Source organism: Occallatibacter sp. FHG110214_02 (assembly GCF_059115385.1).
Window position 1 is genome coordinate 132393 of record NZ_JBZYWK010000009.1, and the last position, 19927, is coordinate 152319.

Sequence of the window (19927 nt, forward strand, 5' to 3'; positions counted from 1 at the left end):
CCGCTGGTCGCGAATAACATTCTTGCGGGTAGAAAAGGTAGACCGGGGATTTATCCCCGGTAATCACGGGGAAGAATCTTTGAGGGCTTTAGCCCCTGAGGTTTTGCTTTTACGGCGCATGGCTTAAACGCGCCTCTTAATCAAGAAACTGCCTGGGGTTTTAGCCCCCGCCCGCATCGGGCCTTGGAGAAAGCAAAGAAAATGGACACACGCATCGGCTTAGGCTACGACTCGCACGAATTCAAGCCCGGTGTCCCGCTTTACATCGGCGGCCTCAAGCTCGACCACCCCGAAGGCCTCGCCGGACACTCGGACGGCGACGTGCTCCTCCACGCCATCACCGACGCGCTACTCGGCTCCGTAGCCGCCGGCGACATCGGCACCTTCTTCCCTCCCGGCGACCCGCGCTGGAAGAACGCCGACTCCTCCATCTTTCTTAAGCTGGCCCTCGAAGAGCTCAAGCACGCTGGCTACCGCATCGTAAACGTGGACGTATCCCTCGTCCTCGCCGCGCCCAAAATCTCGCCCATCGCTGGCGAAATGCGCATCCGCGTAGCCGAACTGCTCCGCGTAGAACTCAACCAGGTCAGCATCAAGGCCAAAACTCCGGAAGGCCTCAACCTCGACCACGTAGCCCAGTGCCACGCCATCGCATTAGTCGAGCGAGTCACCGAAGAAGAAGACCTCAAGAGCATGAGCGCCGTAATCGAATCCCAGCGCCAATTGGAAGACGTAGTAGAAGACCTGCTCTCCAGCGTCCACGGCCTCCCCAAAAAGCGCGGCACCAACCCCGTCTACGACACAGAAGACATTACGTAAAGCAGGGACAAGGGAATAGGAACAAGAGAAAAGCGCGGCGAAAGCCGCGCTTTTCTTCTACATCCCACAAAATAAAACAACGCCATCCTGAACAAAGCGTTTTTTCAGCGGAGCCGAAGGACCTGCTTTTGTGCTTGCCTTTGCTTTCTACTCCCTGTTCCCTGTTCCCTGTTTTTCCTTGCCTTTCCCAAAAACCCGCCGTACCGTTGCACCTGAGTTCGTATCCCACAGCAACGGAGCACCGAATGCACACCCTGGCCCTGTTTCTCCTCCAAAGCACCCCAGATCAGGAAGCAATCCAGAAGATGGTCCTCGGAATGATGGCCCTGCTGCCCCTCTTCTTCCTCATCGGCGCAGCAATCCTCATCATCCCGCTCTGGTTCATCTTCAAAAAAGCCGGCTTCTCGCCCTGGCTCTCCCTCATCGCCCTTGTCCCTCTCGGCTGGCTCATCCTGCTTTATGTCCTCGCCTTCGCCGAATGGCCCTCCCAGCGCCGGGCTCTGCAAGCTTCTTGGCCCAATGCCCCATTGCCGCCGCAGCCGCCCTACCCACAGCCATAAACTCTCTGGAAAAATAAATCTCAAATCTGTGGATAACTCTTGCGCTCAATTAACCCCATATATGCCATACTCAAAATCAGCAAGAAGAACGGCCCGATTCTGCCACGGAATCGGGCCGTTCTGTTTTTCCGCTAACTCGCTAATTCATAAAGATAAGGAGAACCCAATGCCGTCAATGGCAGGCACAACCCCCTGTACCCTGCCTTCTACACAGTTCCACAGTTCGCGCATAAAGAAACTGCACAGCCCCTGTGCAATTCCCCGCAACCTACACAAAATAAACAGCATGAAAAAGCACCCCGCTGTGCGCATACACACGGAACGCCAGCCTGGGAATAGCGCAGCACAGTGCGATAGCATGGAGCTTAGGAAAGAACAGCCAGAAATGTCTCAGGAAACAGCCTCTCCCAAGCCCATCCGTGTCCGTTTTGCGCCTTCACCCACCGGCTACCTCCACGTCGGCGGAGCTCGCACCGCCCTCTTCAACTGGCTCTTCGCCAGGCACACCGGCGGAACCATGATCCTCCGCATCGAAGACACCGATTTCGAGCGCTCCAGCGAAGAGATGGTCGAAGGCATCCTTGTCGGCATGCGCTGGCTCGGCCTCACCTGGGACGAAGGTCCCTTCTACCAGTCCCAGCGCCTCGATCTCTACAAAGCCACCGCGCAGAAAATCATCGACGCCGGCCACGCCTACCCCTGCTTCTGCACCAAGGAAGAGCTGGAACAGCGCCGCGCTGAAGCCACAGCCGCAGGCCGCCCGCCCATGTACGACCGCCGCTGCCGCAAAATCTCGAAGGAAGACGCCCAGAAGCGCATAGCCGCCGGCGAACCCGCCGCCATCCGCTTCGCCGTCCCCAAAGAAGGCTCCACCAGCTTCAACGACGCCGTATTCGGCAAAGTGGAGTTCGCCAACACCGAAATCGAAGACTTCGTCCTCCTCCGCTCCGACGGCATCCCGACCTACCACCTCAGCGTAGTAGCCGACGACATCGACATGCGCCTCACGCACATCATCCGCGGCGCAGACCACATCTCAAACACGCCCAAGCAAGTCCTGCAATACCGAGCCCTTGGCGCAGACCTGCCAACATTCGCGCATGTCCCGCTGATTCTCGGGCCCGACAAGACGCGCCTCTCCAAACGCCACGGCGCAACCAGCGTCATCTCCTACAAGCAAATGGGCATCGTGCCGGAAGCCTTCACCAACTTCCTGTCCCTCCTCGGCTGGACGCCCGGCTCAATCAAAGACGAAAACGGCAAAGACCGCGAAATTTTCTCAACCGACGAGCTAATCAAGCTCTTCTCGCTCGAAGGCATCAGCAAATCCAACGCCGTCTTCGACAACGACAAGCTAGCCTGGTTCAACACCGAGTACATCCGCGCCTACCCGGCAGAATTGCTTAAACCGCTAATCGAAGAAGAGTGGAAGCAAGCCAACTTCACTCCCACGCGCAGTGAGTCAGAAATAGCCGAAGCCATCGAGCTTTTGAAGCCACGAGCCCGCAACCTAAAGGACTTCGCGACAGCCTTCCGCGCCTACTTCGCCGACGAGTATGAAATCGACCCGGCAGCCGCGCAGAAGTTCCTGACCGGCGACGTGCCCGTTCTGCTCCGCGAATTAGGCCAGCGTTACGCCGACACCGAAGAATTCACCGAAGCCTCCACCGAAGCAGTCCTCCGCGCCTTCGCCGAAGAAAAGGGACTAAAAGCCGGGGCCCTGATCAACGGCTCCCGCGTAGCCTTAACAGGCCAGGGCGTAGCCCCCAGCCTCTTCGCAGTAATGATCGCACTCGGAAAAGACCGCGTAGTAACAAGGCTGACGAAATAACCGAACCGATCGCAAAACAAAGGCCGCCGATGCCAAGCATCGGCGGCCTTTGTTCTAATAGCTGGAAGCTGCTTTATTTCCCCACCACATCAAACGCAACATTCACCGTCTTAGGCGGCATACACTGCGTCTGGTCGCAAGCCTGGTACCGCAGCTTAGCCTCAACCAGGTGGTCTCCCGGCTGCGCCGTAATGTGAGCCTGAATCGCAAACTCACCTGAATAAACACTTAACTTAGTCCCCGGCTCCGCCGGCAACACATACTCGTGTCCATCCGGATAATTCGCACCATCCAGCTTCACGCCAGAAGCAGCCGGAATCGTCAGCGACGTCGGCAGCAGCAGCTCATCCTTCGGCGTATGGGAGTTGATATGCAGCCCATCCGCAATCCGAAAGTGCAACGCTACCGCCGTAGACTTACCCGCCGCAACCGTAACCTGCTCCGGATAGAGATACTGAACCGCATCGCTCTTGGCAAACGAATGCGCAGGCTTATCAAAGAAAGGAGAAGGAGACTGACCGTAAATAGAAAGCCCCGCAAGCAGCAACACAGCCGCAACGCTGAATCGCTGAATCACTTCCCTGCTCCCAGCGACTTCTCAATCTTTGCCGCAATCTCGTTCTCAGACGTAAGCCCGGTCTGCGTAGCAACTACAACGCCATTCTTGTCCACAAAGAACGACGACGGCATCGCATCCAGCCCGCCGTAATCCTTGCTGATGCTGTCGCCGTTAATCAGCACCGGATAAGGCATCTTCATCTGCGTCACAAACTTGTTGATAGCAGCCTTGTCCTTCGCCCATCCGTCGGTATCGTCAGCCTTCAGGTCATCGCCCTCGGCAGAGATGCCAAGAATCTCAAAGCCCTGCGGCGCATACTTGTTGCGCAACTCCACCAGCCACGGCGTCTCCAGCTTGCACGGAGCGCACCACGTAGCCCAGAAGTTCACCAGCACGGCCTTGCCCTTGTAATCGGCCAGCGTCACCTTCTTGCCGTGAATGTCCTCAAGCGTAAAGTTCGGCGCAGGCTTATTCAGCAGCGGAGAAGGCGGCCCGTCATCCCCGGCAATCACCATCTCCGGCGGCAGCGTTGCAGCCATCACTTTATCGGCAGCCTGTTTGCGGTACTCCCAGTTAGCCCAGCCAGCCCAGGCAAACCCGGCAAGCAGAAAGAGCGTAATGCCAAGAACAAGCGTATTGCGCTTCACGGTTATCGACCTCTGTTTTCTATTGTACGAGCCATTGGACGCAGCACCCACCACTGCGGTTACGCGGAAAGTACCGTAAAATCAAAAACCGATGCCAGGCAAGAACCCACAACCGGAAACCATGACTCCCGCGGAACTCGTCCGCACCGAAGCTGCCGCGCTCGAAGCACTCGCCACGCGCCTTGACGGCCCCATGCAGGAGCCCTTCACGCAAGCCGTCGAGCTAATCCTCCGCTGCGGTGCCTCCAATGGCCGAGTCGTCGTCACCGGCATGGGCAAAAGCGGCATCATCGCGCAAAAAATCGCCGCCACGCTCAGCTCCACCGGCTCCCCGGCGCTCTTCCTGCACCCTGCAGAAGCTGTCCACGGCGACCTCGGCGTCCTCATGTCCGGCGATGTAGTCGTAGCGCTTTCCGCAAGCGGAGAAACCGAAGAAATCCTGCGCCTGCTAGCCACGCTCAAGCGCAAAGGCGACGCGCTCATCAGCTTCTGTTGCAACTTGAACTCAACACTAGCGCAAGCCAGCGATGTAGCCCTCGACTGTTGCGTAGACCGTGAAGCCTGCAGCCTGAACCTCGCGCCAACAGCCTCCACAACCGCCATGCTAGCTCTTGGCGACGCACTAGCCATCGCCGTAAGCCTCCGCAAGGGCTTCCAGCCCGAAGACTTCGCCGACCTGCACCCCGGCGGCAAACTCGGTAAAAAACTAGCCAAGGTCCGCGAGCTGATGCACTCCGGCGAAGCCATCCCCGCCGTCACGCCAGCCACGCCCATGACCGACGTAATCTTTGAAATGTCCTCAAAGAAACTAGGCATCACAACCGTCCAGCAAGACGGAAAACTCCACGGCATCATCAGTGACGGCGACCTTCGCCGCCTGCTCCAGCGTGAAGGCGGAGCAGCCCTGAGCCGCACCGCTGGCGAAGCCATGAACGCCAAGCCCGCCACCATCAGCGCCGACGAGCTAGCCGCCAAAGCCCTGTCCATCCTCGAAGAGCGTAAAATCACCTCGCTCATCGTCATCGACGCCGACCAGAAGGTAGAAGGCGTGCTCCACCTGCACGACCTATGGGGCGTGGAACTCATTTAGCCGCGCATCCGTAAAGTTATAAGGCAGATGAGTACCGGCATTTAAAATAGACACTGCTTCCTATTCGCTCAGCGCCAATCTGAATTGGCGGGAAAGTTTGCGCGTTTTTCTATGCACCGTTGGTCCAAACTCTTTGTCCCCACTCTTCGCGAGGCCCCGGCAGATGCCGAAGTGGCCAGCCACAAGTTTCTGCTGCGCGCAGGCTACGTTCGCCAGCTCGGTGCAGGCATGTACAACTATCTCTTCCTCGGACAGCGCTCGCTGAACAAGATCATCGCCATCGTCCGCGAAGAGATGGACAAGATTGGACAGGAGTTCTACCTGCCCGCCCTTCTGCCCAAGGACATCCTGGTGGAAAGCGGACGCTGGACCGTCTTCGGCGATAACCTGTTCCGTTTCAAGGACCGCAAAGGCGCTGACCTCTGCCTCGGCATGACGCATGAAGAAATCATGACCGTCATTGCCCGCAGCGAGCTCCGCAGCTACAAGCAACTCCCGCAAATCTGGTACCAGATTCAGACCAAGTTCCGCGACGAACCGCGCCCCAAGTCGGGCCTTCTGCGCGTGCGCCAGTTCACCATGAAGGACTCTTACTCCTTCGACCTGAACGAGGCCAGCCTCGACCATAGCTACAACCTGCACGACGCGGCCTATCGCAACATCTTCACCCGCAGCGGCCTCAAGTTCGTCGCCGTGGAAGCCGACTCCGGCTCCATGGGCGGCTCGCAGTCGCAGGAGTTCATGGTCTATACCGACGCCGGCGAAGACCTCATCGCAAGCTGTCCCGTCTGCAACTACGCGGCGAACATTGAAAAGGCCACCTCGCGCCTTGAGCCTGTCGCCGAGCTGGAACCCACCGGAGACGGCAAGCCTGAGCTGATTCACACGCCCGGCATGGGAGCCATCGCGGACATCGCTGCCTTCCTCAAGATGCAGCCCGCCAACGACATCAAGTGCGTGGCCTACATGGTGCTCAAGCACGGTGAAAAGGACACATGGCACGGCGTCGCAGCTTTCCTGCGCGGCGACCATCAGGTCAACGAAACCAAGCTTCTCGGAGCCTCTGGCGGTGCAGAACTGCGCACCATGCAGGCAGAGGAACTGGAAAAGTACCTCCACGGCCCAGCCGGATTCCTTGGCCCCGTCGGCCTGCAGCATGACGAGAAGCCGCTAGGCGACGGCTTCACCGTCGTCATCGACAAGTCGCTCGAAGGCCGCCAGAACCTGGTCTGCGGAGCCAACAAGCTCGACTATCACTTCCGCAACGTAACCCCGGGCCGCGACTTCACCTGGACACTCAGCGCTGACATTCGCAACGTCAACGAAGGAGAAGCCTGCCCCGTTGAGGACTGCAGCGGCAAGCTCGTTGTAGGCAAAGCCGTCGAAGTAGGCCACATCTTCAAGCTCGGCGACCGCTACACCAAGTCGATGGGCTCGCGCGTGCTCGACGAAAACGGCAAGGAAGTCACGCCTATCATGGGTTGCTACGGCATCGGCGTAGAGCGCATTCTCACCGCCGCCATCGAGCAGTCCAATGATGCCAACGGCTTCTGGCTGCCCGCCGCCATTGCGCCTTTCCAGGTTGTCGTCACCGTCACCAACGTTGCTGACGCCGCTCTCCGCGAGACCGGCGAAAAGCTGGCTGTTGCCTTGGAAGATGCCGGACTCGACGTGCTGCTGGATGACCGTGACGAACGCGCCGGAGTCAAATTCAAAGATGCAGACCTTGTCGGCATTCCCTACCGCATCAACGTCGGGAAAAAAGCCGCCAGCGGATTGGTAGAGCTAGTAACACGCGCCAAGTCACAAAGTGCAGATGTGGCGGTGGATGCAGTCGCACATGAAGTGAAAGCGCGCATTGCGGAAGAACAGCTATTAGCCGTCAGCTCTTAGCTGTTCGCTTTCCCGCTATCTTTTACACCGTAGTGAACTAAACTGATGGCCGACAAAAGCGCACGGAAAGCTAAAGGCTAATAGCTGTTTTAAGGAGCAGCAATGGCACTCAAAATTAAATTAAAATCGCCCGCAAGCCAGCACTCGTGGTCCTCCATGCTGGTAAGTGCCCTGCTGATTGGCGTTGCAGCCTGCATTATTGTTGTTTGCACGGTCGGCGGATATTTCTATTTCAAATACGGCAGCATTGTGGATGAGCGGCTTAAGCATCCGCTCTTTACCAACACAGCACAGATTTATGCTGCTCCCCGCGAAGTTCGCCCGGCTCAGAAGCTTTCGATGAGCCTGATTACCAATGAGCTTCGCCAGGCGGGATACACCGACTCCAGTGCAGACAAGAAATCTCCACTCGGTACATACAGCGAATCAGGCAACTCCATTGAAGTCTCGCCCGGTCCGCAGTCGTACCACGCGCCAGACAGCGCCACCATTCACTTCAACAACGGCCAGGTCAGTTCCATCACTGACAACCGCGGCCAGCAGCTTGCCAGCTACGAGCTCGAACCGCTGCTGATTACCGGCCTGAGCGACGACGCCAATCGAACCAAGCGCCGCCTCGTCACCTACGAGGAGATTCCGCAAAACCTGGTGCATGCCGTGCTTGCGATTGAAGACCGCCGATTCTTTGAGCACAGTGGCGTCAACTACATCAGCATGCTTGGCTGGGCGTGGCATGACCTGCTTCACGACCGCAAGCACAAGGGCGGCGCGTCCACACTCACCATGCAGCTTGCCAAGCTGCTCTTTGTCGCGGACACCGGCACCATCAAGTACAAAATCACGCAAATCATGGTGGCCTTCCACCTGGAGCACCATTTCACCAAGCAGCAAATCTTTGAGGCATATGCCAACCAGGTGCCTCTCGGCCAGCGCGGCAGCTTCTCCATCAACGGATTCGGCGAAGCGGCACAAACCTACTTTGGCCGCGATGTACGCCAGCTCGATCTAGCGCAAGGCGCCATGCTTGCTGGAATTATTCAGCGCCCCAACTACTTCAATCCATGGCGCCATAGCGACCGTGCCATCGAGCGCCGCAATCTCGTGCTGGATTCGATGGTGGAAACAGGGGCCATCACCAAGGACCAGGCTGAAAGCGCCAAGGCCGAACCGTTACATCTCTCTGCGGGTAGCGTAGATGCAAGCGAAGCGCCATACTTTGTTGACCTGGTTCACGAACAACTTCTGCAAAAGCTCGGCGACCGCGGCGCAAACCTCGACGGCCTCCGCATTTACACCTCGCTGGACCCGGACCTGCAGCGCGCTGCTACGGTTGCCGTCGAAGGCACCATTCACGTTGTAGACGAGTTGGTAGACCGGCGCCATGCCAAGGAAAAGAAGCTTGGCCAGCCTTATGTTTACCCGCAAGTTGCTTTGGTCGCACTCAATCCTCATACCGGGCAGGTTCTGGCGCTCGTCGGCGGCCGCAGCTATGGCGCATCGCAGTTGAACCACGCGGTTGCAAAGCGGCCAACAGGCTCCATCTTCAAACCGTTCGTCTATGGAGCAGCCTTTGCTACAGCGGTGGAAGGCACCATGCTCAGCGGGCAGGATCACCTCTTCTCTCCTGTCACCATGTTGAAGGATGAGCAGACGACCTACGATGTTGGCGGGCAGTCTTATACTCCGCGCAACTTTGAGGGCGAGTATCACGACGAAGTCACAGCACGTTACGCACTGCAGAAATCTCTGAACAACGCCACCATCGGCCTCGCAGCCATGGTTGGCTTTGACCGGGTAGCTTCGCTCGCGCGCTCTGCTGGTATTAAAAGCGCTCGCGGGACACCCGCCATGGCCATCGGCGCTTATGACGCCACTCCGCTCGACATGGCTGGCGCCTATACCACGTTTGCCAATGGTGGTCTGCATATTGACCCGTGGATGCTGGCCAGTGTCCGCACCACTTCTGGCGACGTCATTACAGACTTCACACCGACATCGAAACAAATCCTCGACTCTCGCGCTGCCTTCCTCACAACCAGCCTGATGCAGAACGTAATCAACGCAGGCACTGGTTACGCAGTTCGCCGCAGAGGCTTCACGTCACCTGCCGCAGGTAAAACCGGCACCGACCATGACGCGTGGTTTGCCGGTTATACCACCAACCTGCTCTGCATCGTGTGGGTGGGTAACGACGATTACACGGACATCAAGCTACAGGGCGCGGACGCTGCGGCTCCCATTTGGGCTGAGTTCATGAAGAAAGCCGTGCAGCTGCCGCAGTACTCCGATACGCACGAGTTCTCTGCGCCTTCCGGTGTGCATTTCTCCCCTCTTCCAGACGGAGGCACTGCCGCGTTTCTGGATGGCACCGACCCGGAAATTACGTTGCCCGACTCCGACGACCATCGTAACCTGCTGCAAAAGATATTTGGCCTGGGTGATAAGCCGAAGGCTCCGCCTCAACCTCAGACTCAGCCGTAGCGCTACTGCGTTTCTTCCAGTTGCGCTGCGCTCTGCTGAGCGGATAGTGGCAGACGCCTCAGGTGCATCCCCAGCGGCCCCGGATAAAAACCTGCATCCATCAGAAAACTCGCCATGGGATGCGATGCGACAGGCACGCCGTTGATTGTAGAAATAAGAGCGGCATGACGCTCACCAGCTTGCATCCGCTCCTGCCCCCGCGCACTCAGAAACTGCGCCAAACCTGCCGCCGCGTGGGAGCGCTCCGGTTCTTCGCTCGGCAGAAAAAACAGCAGATTGGGATTATTCCTGCGCATCCACGCAATCAGTTCTCCATTGCGTAAGATTACCTCCGCATACACAGCACGTGTCAGCACGCGCGGCGCCGATTCCGAGTCCACCTCCGCAACGGGAATCTCTGGCCAACGCAAAATCGAGCCGTATGGATTTGCCGGATCGGCTGCGGCCATCTGCACAAACTCTGTCTTCGCTGTATCTGGCGCGCTGCGCAACCTTCTCAACAAATCCAGTGCCGACGGCAAAGCAAACTGAGTGGCACCAAGTCCCGCTACGAAATATCCTCTGCGAACACGCCCGCTTTCTTCCAGAGCTTTCAGCACATCATAAACAGCGCTAAAGCCACCGGGCACATTGTCCGCCGCGACAGATTCGCGTAGCAAAACACCATAACGGTTGAGCAACTGTAAAGCCAACGCATGACTCCGGGCAGTCGCAGACAGCGCAGGATTTACATTTTGCGCAAGAGCCCAGCGCCCTTGCGCTGAAGGAGGCATCGTGCGCCGCGAGCGGAAAGCCATGCCCGTATGAACGCGTCGCGCAGGTCGCACACTTTCAGGCCGCTCAATATAGGCACGAAGCGCGTGCAAGGAGTCATTGGTTACAAGCCCGCGCCATACGAGACTCCACAACGCGTCAATAGACTCGCCGGAATAGCCCCCGCCTGCAGCCTCATGCAATGGTTCAAAAAAGCTTGCTCCTGTTGCGCCTAGCACGGCGAGCAATTTCTCTTCGAGTTCTGTCAGTGGTTCTACCTGTACGCGTGACAGCGCCAATAAAGGCTGCTTATCGACCAGATAGAGTGCAACACGTCCGTCCCGCTCCCCTAATGGCTCAATCCCTGCCCATGCAACTTCGCCGGAGGTAATCAAGGTATCAAGCCAGGCTGGTTCATAGCCCGCGATGCGTGCGGGAAGAATCGACGACTCTAATAGCGAAGCTGGCAGAGGCGCGCCTTGCAGATTTTCAATCACATCTAACAGCGCATCAAGATGTGCTGCGTTTCTGCGCGGCATAGCCAGCCCTTGCCAATGCGTAAGAAAGCGTGCGAGAGTGTGCGACTCAACAGGCTCCACCTCTTTGCGCAGCTTTGCCAGTGACTTTCGCCTAATCTGCCGCAAAATCTCCGCGTCGCACCACTCGCGATGAACGCCTCCTGGACGGAATTCGCCTTCCAGTATTCGTCCCTCCTGCGCAAGCTCACGCAGAGTTGCCTCTACTGGCGCTATACGCAATCCGAAGCGTTCCACAACCTCCCGGGAAGTGAATGGGCCATGTGTTCGTGCGTAACGCCGTACAAGCTCCAGCAACGGACGTTCAACTGGCGCTAGAAAAGCCTCAGCAATTCCCTTCGGCAAGGTGATTCTCAAGGCATCGCGATAGCGTGCGGCGTCTTCTATCGCAATCAAACGGCGCTCACTCCCAATTGGCACCTCTATCAATCGGCGAACACGCACCAATCTATCGATATGTGCAAGCAGATCGTGTGAGGCTATGCGTTGTGCCAGTTCTTCGCGTGACAAATCCCCTAGCTTCAGGAACAGGTCGTGGATTCCATCCGAGGAACGAGCATGTGTTGCCTCCGTCAGACATTGTGCTGTCGCTTCGACCTCTGCAATCGCATCCGCATCCAGTAGTTCGCGCAAATCTGCCTCGCCCAGCAGCTCGCGCAATTGCTCATGATCGATGGTCAATGCCTGGGCCCGCCGCTCTGCCAACGGTGCATCTCCGTCATAGAGAAAATTGGCGACGTAACTAAACAGCAGAGACGATGCGAAGGGTGACGGCTTTTGCGTATCCACGACATGCACATGCGTGACACGCTGCTCAATGGAACGCAGTGTCTCGATAAGCGCAGGCATATCAAAAACATCTCGCATACACTCGCGGTACGCTTCAAGCACGAGTGGAAACGAAGGATAACGCGAGGCTACGCTTAACAGGTCATAAGACCGTTTGCGCAACTGCCATAGTGGAGAACGCTGATTGACGTGCTTGCGCGGCAATAACAATGCGCGTCCCGCAGCCTCGCGAAATCTTCCCGCAAACAACGCCGTTGCACCAAGCTGGCTTAGCACCAACTGCATTGCTTCAGCAGAAGCAACGCGAAACCACTCCGCATCGGGAGGCTCGTCTGTGTCTGGAAAGCGCAGAACAAAGCCATCGTCGCCCCATAGCGTTTCCACATCCGAGCCGCCAGATGCGCGAATCTTTGCGGTCACAGCCATTGCCCATGGAATATGAATGCGGCTGCCGAATGGCGTGAGTACGCAGACTCGCCAGTCGCCCAACTCATCGCGGCAGCGCTCAATCACGATGGTTCGGTCATCGGGAACAACACTGGTCGCAACTTCCTGGTCGGCGAGAAACTGCATCAGGTTCTCTGCAGCCACAGTGTCCAGGTCATGCTCGGAGACGAGATGGGCAAGCGCTGCCGCCTTTGGCATCTCACGCAGCTCGCGAATCAACGCGCCTATGCGATGCCCAAATTCCAGTGGACGGCCTGCGCCATCCCCTTTCCAGAAAGGCATTTTACCCGGTTCGCCGGGCGCAGGCTCAACGAGAACGCGGTCATGCGTGATGTCTACAATGCGCCAGGTAGATGCGCCGAGAATGAAGGTCTCATTCGTGTGCGTCTCGAAGACCATCTCTTCATCGAGTTCACCTACACGCACCGACTTGCCGGTATTGTGTGCGAGAAAAACGCCGTACAATCCGCGGTCGGGAATTGTGCCGGCATTCAAAATAGCTATGCGGGCTGCGCCATCTCTTGCTGTAAGTACATTGCGAATTCTGTCCCATGTGAGGCGAGGCCGCAGATCCGCAAATTCATCGGATGGATAGCGTCCACTCAGCAAATCCAGAACACCTTCAAAGGAGGTGCGCGTTAGCCCGCCAAAAGGTGCTGCTCTGCGCACAAGGTCGTAGAGCCCATCGACGGAAACTTCCGGCTTTGCTCCGGCAACATCTTCTGCAGCCTCGGTTTTGCGCGGCTTCTTCTTGTCAGGCTTTGCTGCAACAGCCGGATGCGCCACAATTGCAACAATCTGTTGCGCGAGGACATCGAGCGGATTGCGCGGATAGCGCGTGGATTCGATGTGGCCCTCGTGCATGGCTCGTGTGGCGGCGGCGCAAGCTATGAGGTCGGCGCGATACTTGGGAAACAAAATACCCTCGCTTACCGCATTCACCTGATGGCCGGCGCGGCCAATGCGCTGCATGCCACTGGCAACGGACGGAGGCGCTTCAATCTGGATAACAAGGTCTACTGCGCCCATGTCGATGCCAAGCTCAAGCGTGGACGTGGCACAGAGCGCTTTGATCTTGCCTGCTTTTAGCTGCTCCTCAATCAATGCGCGTTGGTGCGCAGCGAGTGAGCCGTGATGGGCCGACACGATTGGTTCGCCAGCCAGATCATTGAGCGCTCCTGCAAGGCGCTCTGCAACCTGGCGGCTGTTGACGAAGAGGATGGTCGAGTTGCGTTCGCGAATCAACTCAAGCAGGCGCGGGTGAATTGCATTCCAGATAGAGACACGGCGCGGGACTTGGGAAGCTGACTCGCCCGGAGGGGCTTCGAGCGCTTGCAGACGCGCCATATCTTCCACGGGAACTTCAATGCGCAGCTTTAGCTGCTTTTGCGCACTGGCATTGACTACTGTGACGGGGCGATAACGAACTGTGGATGTTTCAGTATCTTCGACCGACCATGCTGTTTCGGCTGCACTGTTGGCTTTTGTTTGTACCGTAGCTGCCAGCTCTACGCCGCCAAGGAAACGAGCTACTTCTTCCAATGGACGCTGTGTTGCGGAAAGGCCGATGCGCTGCAGCGGCTTTTTTACCAATGCTTCGAGACGTTCGAGTGTGAGCGCCATGTGCGCGCCACGCTTGGTCGGCACCAGGGCATGAATTTCATCGATAATGACTGTGTCTACGGTTCGCAGCGCTTCTGACGCCTGCGAGGTGAGCATGAGATACAGCGATTCAGGCGTGGTGATGAGAATGTCCGCGGGATGACGGCGGAACTTCGCTCGCTCGCGCTGCGGCGTGTCTCCTGTACGCACGCTGATGGATGGCTCATAGAACGGAACTCCTGCCTGACGCGCTGCTTCTGCGATTCCAAGTAAGGGTGCGCGTAGATTGCGCTCCACATCGACAGCCAGCGCTTTCAGCGGAGAGACATAGACGATGCGGGTTCCCTTCGCTGCATTGTCTGCGCGAGGGTGGAGCATGAGGCGGTCAAGGCACCAGAGAAATGCCGTCAGTGTTTTGCCGCTGCCGGTTGGCGCGAGAATCAGGGCGTTTTCGCCGCGTGCGATCACGGGCCACCCCATGCGCTGCGGCGCAGTGGGCTCGCCATAGGCATGGCGGAACCACTGCGCTGTAATGGGATGAAAGTTGGCGAATGCCTCGTCTGTGTCTTTCCCGGATTTGGATGTCCTGCGAGCCATGCTCGTTCAGGATACGCCCGCTAACAAGCCTATTCGTCGTAGTGCAGGAGGCTGAAGACGTCGTACTCGGAGAAGCGGTCGCGCCCCTTGAGGAAGTCGAGTTCGACTGCGAAAGCGAGGCCCGCAATTTCGCCGCCAAGCTGCTTTACGAGCTTTACTGTCGCTTCCATGGTGCCGCCGGTGGCAAGCAGATCATCGACGAGGACAACACGCTGGCCGGGCTGGATGGCATCGAGGTGAATTTCGAGCGTGTCGGAGCCGTATTCGAGGTCATACGTTACGCGGGCAACCGGCGCGGGCAGCTTGCGCGGCTTGCGGACGGGCACGAAGCCTGCGTTGAGACGGTAGGCGAGTGCGGGACCAAAGATGAAGCCGCGAGCTTCGATGCCGAGGACGAGGTCAATCTTCTGCTCGATGTAGTGCGCCGCGAGGGCGTCGATCATCTGCGCGAAGCCGGTCTTGTCCTTGAGCAGCGTGGTGACGTCGTAAAAGAGGATGCCGGGCTTGGGAAAATCGGGAACGGTGCGGACAAGTGCTTTCAGGGCGTCTACGTTGATTTGCTTTGAGCTAGGCATGGATGAACCGGCATCTCCTGTGCGTATGTATGGAAGAAAACGGCTGCATCAGGATGCCGACTTCCCTTTCAATTATACGGAATGTGCTGCACTCACCACGCGCCTTCGATTTTGAAGCTGTCGAGGTTTGCAGCTTCGCTTTCGTCCAGCTTGTGCTCCAGAACGCCGTCTACGCGGCTGCCGCGTGGGCCTTTGTAAAGGCTGGTACGTAGCTCGTCGAGGTCTTGCGGCTCGCCTGCCACGACAACTTCGACTTCGCCTTCTTCGGTATTGCGTACCCAGCCGCGCAGGTCTAACTCGCTGGCTTCGCGATGGACGAACCAGCGGAAGCCTACGCCCTGCACACGTCCGCGAACGAGAAAATGGAGAACCATGAGGCAAGTGTGGCAGAGCAGGATTGCGCAATGCAAGAGCACAACGCGCTACACTGGAATCTCCATGGTCTTTGTGCTCGATAACTACGACTCGTTTACTTACAACCTCGTGCAGTACCTTGGTGAGCTGGGTGCAAAGGTGGAAGTGCGCCGCAATGATGAGCTCACCGTGGAAGAGGTGGAGGCTCTGAAGCCGGAACGGATTTTGCTTTCGCCGGGACCGTGTACGCCTTCAGAGGCTGGGATTCTTGTTCCGCTTATCAAGCATATGGCGGGCAAAGCGCCTATCTTTGGCGTTTGCCTTGGGCACCAGGCGATTGGCGAGGCTTTTGGCGGAGATGTTGTTCGCGCCAAGAAGCTGATGCATGGCAAGACGAGTGAAGTGCAGCATGACGGCAAGGGCATTTTCAACGCGCTGCCTACTCCGCTGACTTGTACGCGCTACCACTCGCTGATTGTGGCTGAGGAGTCGCTGCCGGCTGAGCTTGAGGTTACGGCTACGGCGCAGGATGAGAATGGGCCTGTCATTATGGGGCTTCGGCATAGGTCGCTGCCGATTGAGGGTGTGCAGTTTCATCCGGAGAGTGTGCTGACGGAAGGCGGGCGGCAGATGATTCGGAATTTCCTGGGAATGTGAGCAGGCTTGGTGATATGGAGCTGGGAAAAGGCAACCGCAGATCCTTCGCTCCGCCTACCCCACGCACGATACAACCGTGCGCGGGGCCCCAAAGCGCTTCGCTCAGGATGACACACCTAAAATTTGTGGAACTGAAAAGCGGTTTTGCTCTCCTTCTAGTCGGCTTGCTGGCTTCTGCTGCATGTGCGGCGCAGCAGGCTGTGCCTGCTACTCCGATTGCGATTGTTCCGGTTGACTCCTCTACTACTGTTACCGGAGCGCTGGAGATTGCTTCCGGCAAGGCGATGATTGGCGCCAGCGGGTCGGTGACTTCCGGTGGGAAGACTACCGAGATTGTGCTGCCGCATCGCGGGGTTCTGCGGGTTTGCGCCTCTACTACGGTGAAGCTTGCTTCGGATGCTTCTGTTCCGGCGGGAGATACGCCGGGGTTGGTGATTGGACTGGACCGCGGCGCGGTGGAGGCCAGTTTTGCCACGGGCAAGAATGCTGACGTGGTGCTGACGCCGGATTTTCGGATTCTCATTAGCGGGGCTAGTTCTGGTAATTCCGGGGCTGCTGAGTTGAAGGTGCGGCTGGGAGAGCATGGCGATACTTGCGTGGATAATGCCGGCGTGAATGCTCCTTATGTGCTGGTGAGCAGCGTGTTTGAGGGCGGCGCTTATCGCGTGCAGCCGGGGCAGCGCGTGATGTTTCAGCATGGCTCGATTCGCGAGGTGGCGGACCAGGAGAAGGAGCCTTGCGGGTGTCCGGCGGAGGCGAAGCATGAGGCGAATGAGTTTCCGCTGGCGGAGAGTGCGGGGCTTGGCCCAGCTCCGCCGGTTGTAGCCGTTCCGCAGGGGACGCAGGAAAAGGCTCCCGAGGCTACGGTGGCGATGGAGCATAATGCGGCTCCGGTGGTTCCGGAGGCTGCGCCTGCTTCTGCTGCTCCGGCTCCGGTTGCTGCGGCTCAGCCGCAGCCTGCGCCTAAGAAGCAGGGCTTCTTTACGAGGCTTGGCGGGTTCTTCCGGAAGCTGTTTGGGGCGGAGTGATTTTTCTCGTTCTTGCTGGTTCGATTGCTGGGGATAAATCCCCGGCCTACCCTTTGTTCCTGATGCGTCCGGTGTTGTTGGTTCTCTCGTAGAATGCTTTGAATCAATCGGTTAGGCACAAAAGGGGTTAATTGAGCGCAACAGTTTTCCACAGATTTGGAAAATATTTTCAGGGGGTGGTTGCTGCGGGTGCCAGAGCGGGAGTGGCTGCCGCTGGCGACTGGATTTGCTGGGTGGCGGCGTCGGGAGCGGGGGGCTGGGGCTTTGGGTTCTGGCCGTTGAAGTAGAAGTTGATGATGATGATGAGAATTCCGGCTACTTCTGCTACGGTTGCGCCGCCTAGCCAGTGCATGAAGTCCTGCTGGAAGGTGAGGACTCCGGCGCCCCAGAGGAAGATGATGGCCAGCGTGGTGGTTGTGGCCAGCACGAAGAGGCTCATGAGGGTGATGGCGATGAATACCCTGGGGTCGCTGATGTGATTCCAGAAGATGAAGAGAAAACCGTTGGCGGCGAGGATGAGCAAGACACCAATGACCAGGATGTAGCCGATCCAGTGCCATTTGCTGATGCCAGTGGGAGGATTGTCGGGCATACGCCCTCCTTCACAGACGATTGAGATTTCGGAGGATTCTGCGTGAGGGGATATTACCGCAATGGCGGGGGAAACGGAATGAAAAACTGGGGAAGATTGGAGTGAGGGTGGGATATGCGCATTTGTGATTGTGCGGAGAGAAAGACTACTGCAAAAACAACCGTAGATCCTTCGCTCCGCCTACCCCACGCACAATACAACCGTGCGCGGGGCTCCAAAGCGCTTCGCTCAGGATGACACACCTTCATTTGTGGGAGAGCTTAGACGGGGAAAACTGGCGGTATGGGTATTCCCGGTTCCCAAATGCCAGGGACCGGGGGCACCCGATGTGGTGGTGAGAATGGGTTAGAGTTCTCTTGCTCGTTCTATGGCGCGGATCACGGCCATGGATTTGTTGATGCACTCCTGATATTCGGCTTCGGGATTGGAATCGGCTACGAGGCCTGCGCCGGCCTGGATGGCTCCGTGGCCGTCTTTTACCGTTAGTGTGCGGATGGCGATGCAGGAGTCGAGGTTGCCGGAGAAGTCGGCGTAGAGGATAGCTCCACCGTAGACGCCGCGGCGGGCTGGCTCCAGTTCCTCAATGATTTCCATGGCGCGGACCTTGGGGGCTCCAGAGAGAGTTCCGGCTGGAAAACAGGCGCGGAGGGCATCGACGGCGGTGAGGCCCTTGCGGAGGCTGCCTTCGATTTTGCTGACGATGTGCATGACGTGGGAGTAGCGCTCGACGTACATGAGGCGGTCTACCTTGACGGTGCCGAAGCCGGAGACGCGGCCTACGTCGTTGCGGCCCAGGTCTACGAGCATGACGTGTTCGGCGCGCTCCTTTTCATCGGTGAGCATTTCTTTGGCGAGGGCTTCGTCGGCTTCCTCGGTGGCTCCGCGAGGGCGGGTGCCGGCGATGGGGCGGTACTCGATTTTGCCGTTCTGGACTTTGACTAAAAGCTCAGGGGACGAGCCAGCGATTTCCAGCGCCAGTGGTTTGGAATTGGCGGCGGATTTTTTGCCGGGTTTGGCGGGAGTGTCCACGGCGAAGCGCAGGAAGTAGAGATAGGGACTGGGGTTGACGGTGCGGAGGGCGCGGTAGATCTGGAAGGTGTCCACGCCGGGGTCTACGTCGAAACGCTGCGAGAGGACGGTCTGGAAGACGTCTCCGGCGGCGATGTACTCGCGGGTTTTCTCGACTGCAGCGAGGAAGTCCTGCTTGCGGGTGCGGTATTTGACTTTGAGCTTGCCGGTATCCTTGGCGGCCTTGAGTTTGGGCAGAGGCTGGGCCAGGCGCTTCTCTAATTTCTTAAGGCGCTGGATTGCCTTTTCGTAGGCATCTGCTGGTGGCGTTAGGGTTACGTCGGCGGTGACTACGAGCCAGATTTCCTTGCGTACGTGGTCGAAGGCCAGAACTTCATCGAAAAAGAGGAGGCAGGCATCGGGGATTTGTTGCTCGTCTACGGCTTTTTCGGGGAGGCGTTCGACGAGGCGGACGGCGTCGTAGGAGAAGAAGCCGACTGCGCCCGCTGTAAACGGCGGCAGGCCAGGAAGGCGCGCGGGGGTGTGGCCGCTGAGGGCGTCGCGGAGGATGGCAAAGACGTCGCCTTCGATGTGGGTGGTCTTTTTGCCTTCGGTAATGGCGATGTTGTGGCCACGGGCGACGATGCGCTTGTAGGGCGAGAGGCCGATGAAGGTGTAACGGCCTACCTGCTCACCTCCTTCTACCGACTCCAGTAAGAAGCACTCGTTTTCCTGCCAGGCGGCGCGGAGGAAGGCGGAGACTGGGGTTTCGAGGTCTGCGGTGAGCACGCGGCAGACGGGGACGAGCGTGTGGTTCTTCGCGAGGGCGAGGAACTCTTTGCGGGTGGGCTGGACGGCTATGTTGGCTTGCTTCACGTTGTTCAGTGTAAAAGACTGGGGATAGGGTACGGGGTGTGGAGCACAGGGTTTTAGATAAAAGGGTGAAAACTATAAAGCGGAAAGACTGTAAAAAGCAAAAGCTATAAAAGACAACCGCAGATTCTTCGCTCCACCTACCCCAATGCGCTTTGCTCAGGATGACAACCGATGATTTGGTGGGAACGCTTGGACGGAAGGCGGTGGTCTTGGTATCCCGGTCCCCAAATGCG

At 58.0% G+C, this 19927-nt stretch carries 15 protein-coding genes; 8 read left to right on the forward strand and 7 right to left on the reverse strand.

Going from position 1 to position 19927, the window contains the following annotated elements; translation table 11 throughout:
• Positions 1 to 201 precede the first annotated feature (201 nt).
• The 3 genes from ispF to gltX all read left to right on the forward strand — a co-directional run bounded on the left by ispF (position 202) and on the right by gltX (position 3210).
• On the forward strand, positions 202 to 819 hold the full coding sequence (gene ispF, locus AC5S3R_RS10525) for a 2-C-methyl-D-erythritol 2,4-cyclodiphosphate synthase (protein ID WP_494266994.1): 618 nt from the start codon (positions 202 to 204) through the stop codon (positions 817 to 819).
• A gap of 245 nt (positions 820 to 1064) precedes the next feature.
• A complete protein-coding gene (locus tag AC5S3R_RS10530) occupies positions 1065 to 1379 on the forward strand; it encodes a hypothetical protein (RefSeq protein WP_494266995.1) in 315 nt (104 codons plus the stop codon).
• 385 nt (positions 1380 to 1764) lie between these two features.
• Positions 1765 to 3210 (forward strand): glutamate--tRNA ligase, encoded by a 1446-nt coding sequence (gene gltX, locus AC5S3R_RS10535; protein WP_494266996.1) that lies wholly within the window; start codon positions 1765 to 1767, stop codon positions 3208 to 3210.
• Between the two features lie 73 nt (positions 3211 to 3283).
• Here gltX and AC5S3R_RS10540 read toward each other — a convergent pair whose 3' ends face one another.
• Together AC5S3R_RS10540 and AC5S3R_RS10545 are read right to left on the reverse strand one after the other, a co-directional pair.
• Entirely contained in the window at positions 3284 to 3787 is a 504-nt protein-coding gene (locus tag AC5S3R_RS10540) for a protein-disulfide reductase DsbD domain-containing protein (protein WP_494266997.1), read from the reverse strand.
• Positions 3784 to 4416 carry a TlpA family protein disulfide reductase gene (locus tag AC5S3R_RS10545; RefSeq protein WP_494266998.1) on the reverse strand — a complete coding sequence of 211 codons (633 nt, stop codon included), beginning with the start codon at positions 4414 to 4416 and terminating at the stop codon, positions 3784 to 3786. Before AC5S3R_RS10545 ends, AC5S3R_RS10540 begins: the two co-directional genes overlap by 4 nt.
• Before the next feature lie 121 nt (positions 4417 to 4537).
• Between AC5S3R_RS10545 and AC5S3R_RS10550 the strand changes: the two genes are divergently transcribed.
• From AC5S3R_RS10550 to AC5S3R_RS10560, 3 genes are all read left to right on the forward strand, one after another.
• Positions 4538 to 5506 carry a KpsF/GutQ family sugar-phosphate isomerase gene (locus tag AC5S3R_RS10550; protein ID WP_494266999.1) on the forward strand — a complete coding sequence of 323 codons (969 nt, stop codon included), beginning with the start codon at positions 4538 to 4540 and terminating at the stop codon, positions 5504 to 5506.
• Between the two features lie 111 nt (positions 5507 to 5617).
• Positions 5618 to 7399, forward strand: a complete 1782-nt coding sequence (locus AC5S3R_RS10555) for a proline--tRNA ligase (RefSeq protein ID WP_494267000.1) — start codon at positions 5618 to 5620, stop codon at positions 7397 to 7399.
• A 102-nt stretch (positions 7400 to 7501) separates the two neighbouring features.
• Positions 7502 to 9880, forward strand: coding sequence for a transglycosylase domain-containing protein (locus AC5S3R_RS10560; RefSeq protein ID WP_494267001.1), 2379 nt, complete (start codon positions 7502 to 7504; stop codon positions 9878 to 9880).
• 2 nt (positions 9881 to 9882) lie between these two features.
• Here AC5S3R_RS10560 and AC5S3R_RS10565 read toward each other — a convergent pair whose 3' ends face one another.
• From AC5S3R_RS10565 to AC5S3R_RS10575, 3 genes are all read right to left on the reverse strand, one after another.
• Positions 9883 to 14604, reverse strand: coding sequence for an Lhr family helicase (locus AC5S3R_RS10565; RefSeq protein WP_494267002.1), 4722 nt, complete (start codon positions 14602 to 14604; stop codon positions 9883 to 9885).
• Positions 14605 to 14633: 29 nt separating this feature from the next.
• Entirely contained in the window at positions 14634 to 15179 is a 546-nt protein-coding gene (locus AC5S3R_RS10570; protein ID WP_494267003.1) for an adenine phosphoribosyltransferase, read from the reverse strand.
• Between the two features lie 92 nt (positions 15180 to 15271).
• Positions 15272 to 15553: an acylphosphatase gene (locus AC5S3R_RS10575; RefSeq protein WP_494267004.1), complete on the reverse strand. Its 282-nt coding sequence runs from the start codon at positions 15551 to 15553 to the stop codon at positions 15272 to 15274.
• 64 nt (positions 15554 to 15617) lie between these two features.
• Between AC5S3R_RS10575 and AC5S3R_RS10580 the strand changes: the two genes are divergently transcribed.
• Positions 15618 to 16190 carry an anthranilate synthase component II gene (locus AC5S3R_RS10580; protein ID WP_494267033.1) on the forward strand — a complete coding sequence of 191 codons (573 nt, stop codon included), beginning with the start codon at positions 15618 to 15620 and terminating at the stop codon, positions 16188 to 16190.
• Positions 16191 to 16297: 107 nt separating this feature from the next.
• On the forward strand, positions 16298 to 17218 hold the full coding sequence (locus AC5S3R_RS10585) for a hypothetical protein (RefSeq protein WP_494267005.1): 921 nt from the start codon (positions 16298 to 16300) through the stop codon (positions 17216 to 17218).
• A 169-nt stretch (positions 17219 to 17387) separates the two neighbouring features.
• Here AC5S3R_RS10585 and AC5S3R_RS10590 read toward each other — a convergent pair whose 3' ends face one another.
• Together AC5S3R_RS10590 and trpE are read right to left on the reverse strand one after the other, a co-directional pair.
• Complete coding sequence (locus AC5S3R_RS10590; protein WP_494267006.1) at positions 17388 to 17810, reverse strand: hypothetical protein; 423 nt, start codon at positions 17808 to 17810, stop codon at positions 17388 to 17390.
• A gap of 345 nt (positions 17811 to 18155) precedes the next feature.
• Positions 18156 to 19694: an anthranilate synthase component I gene (gene trpE / locus AC5S3R_RS10595; protein WP_494267007.1), complete on the reverse strand. Its 1539-nt coding sequence runs from the start codon at positions 19692 to 19694 to the stop codon at positions 18156 to 18158.
• Positions 19695 to 19927 lie beyond the last annotated feature (233 nt).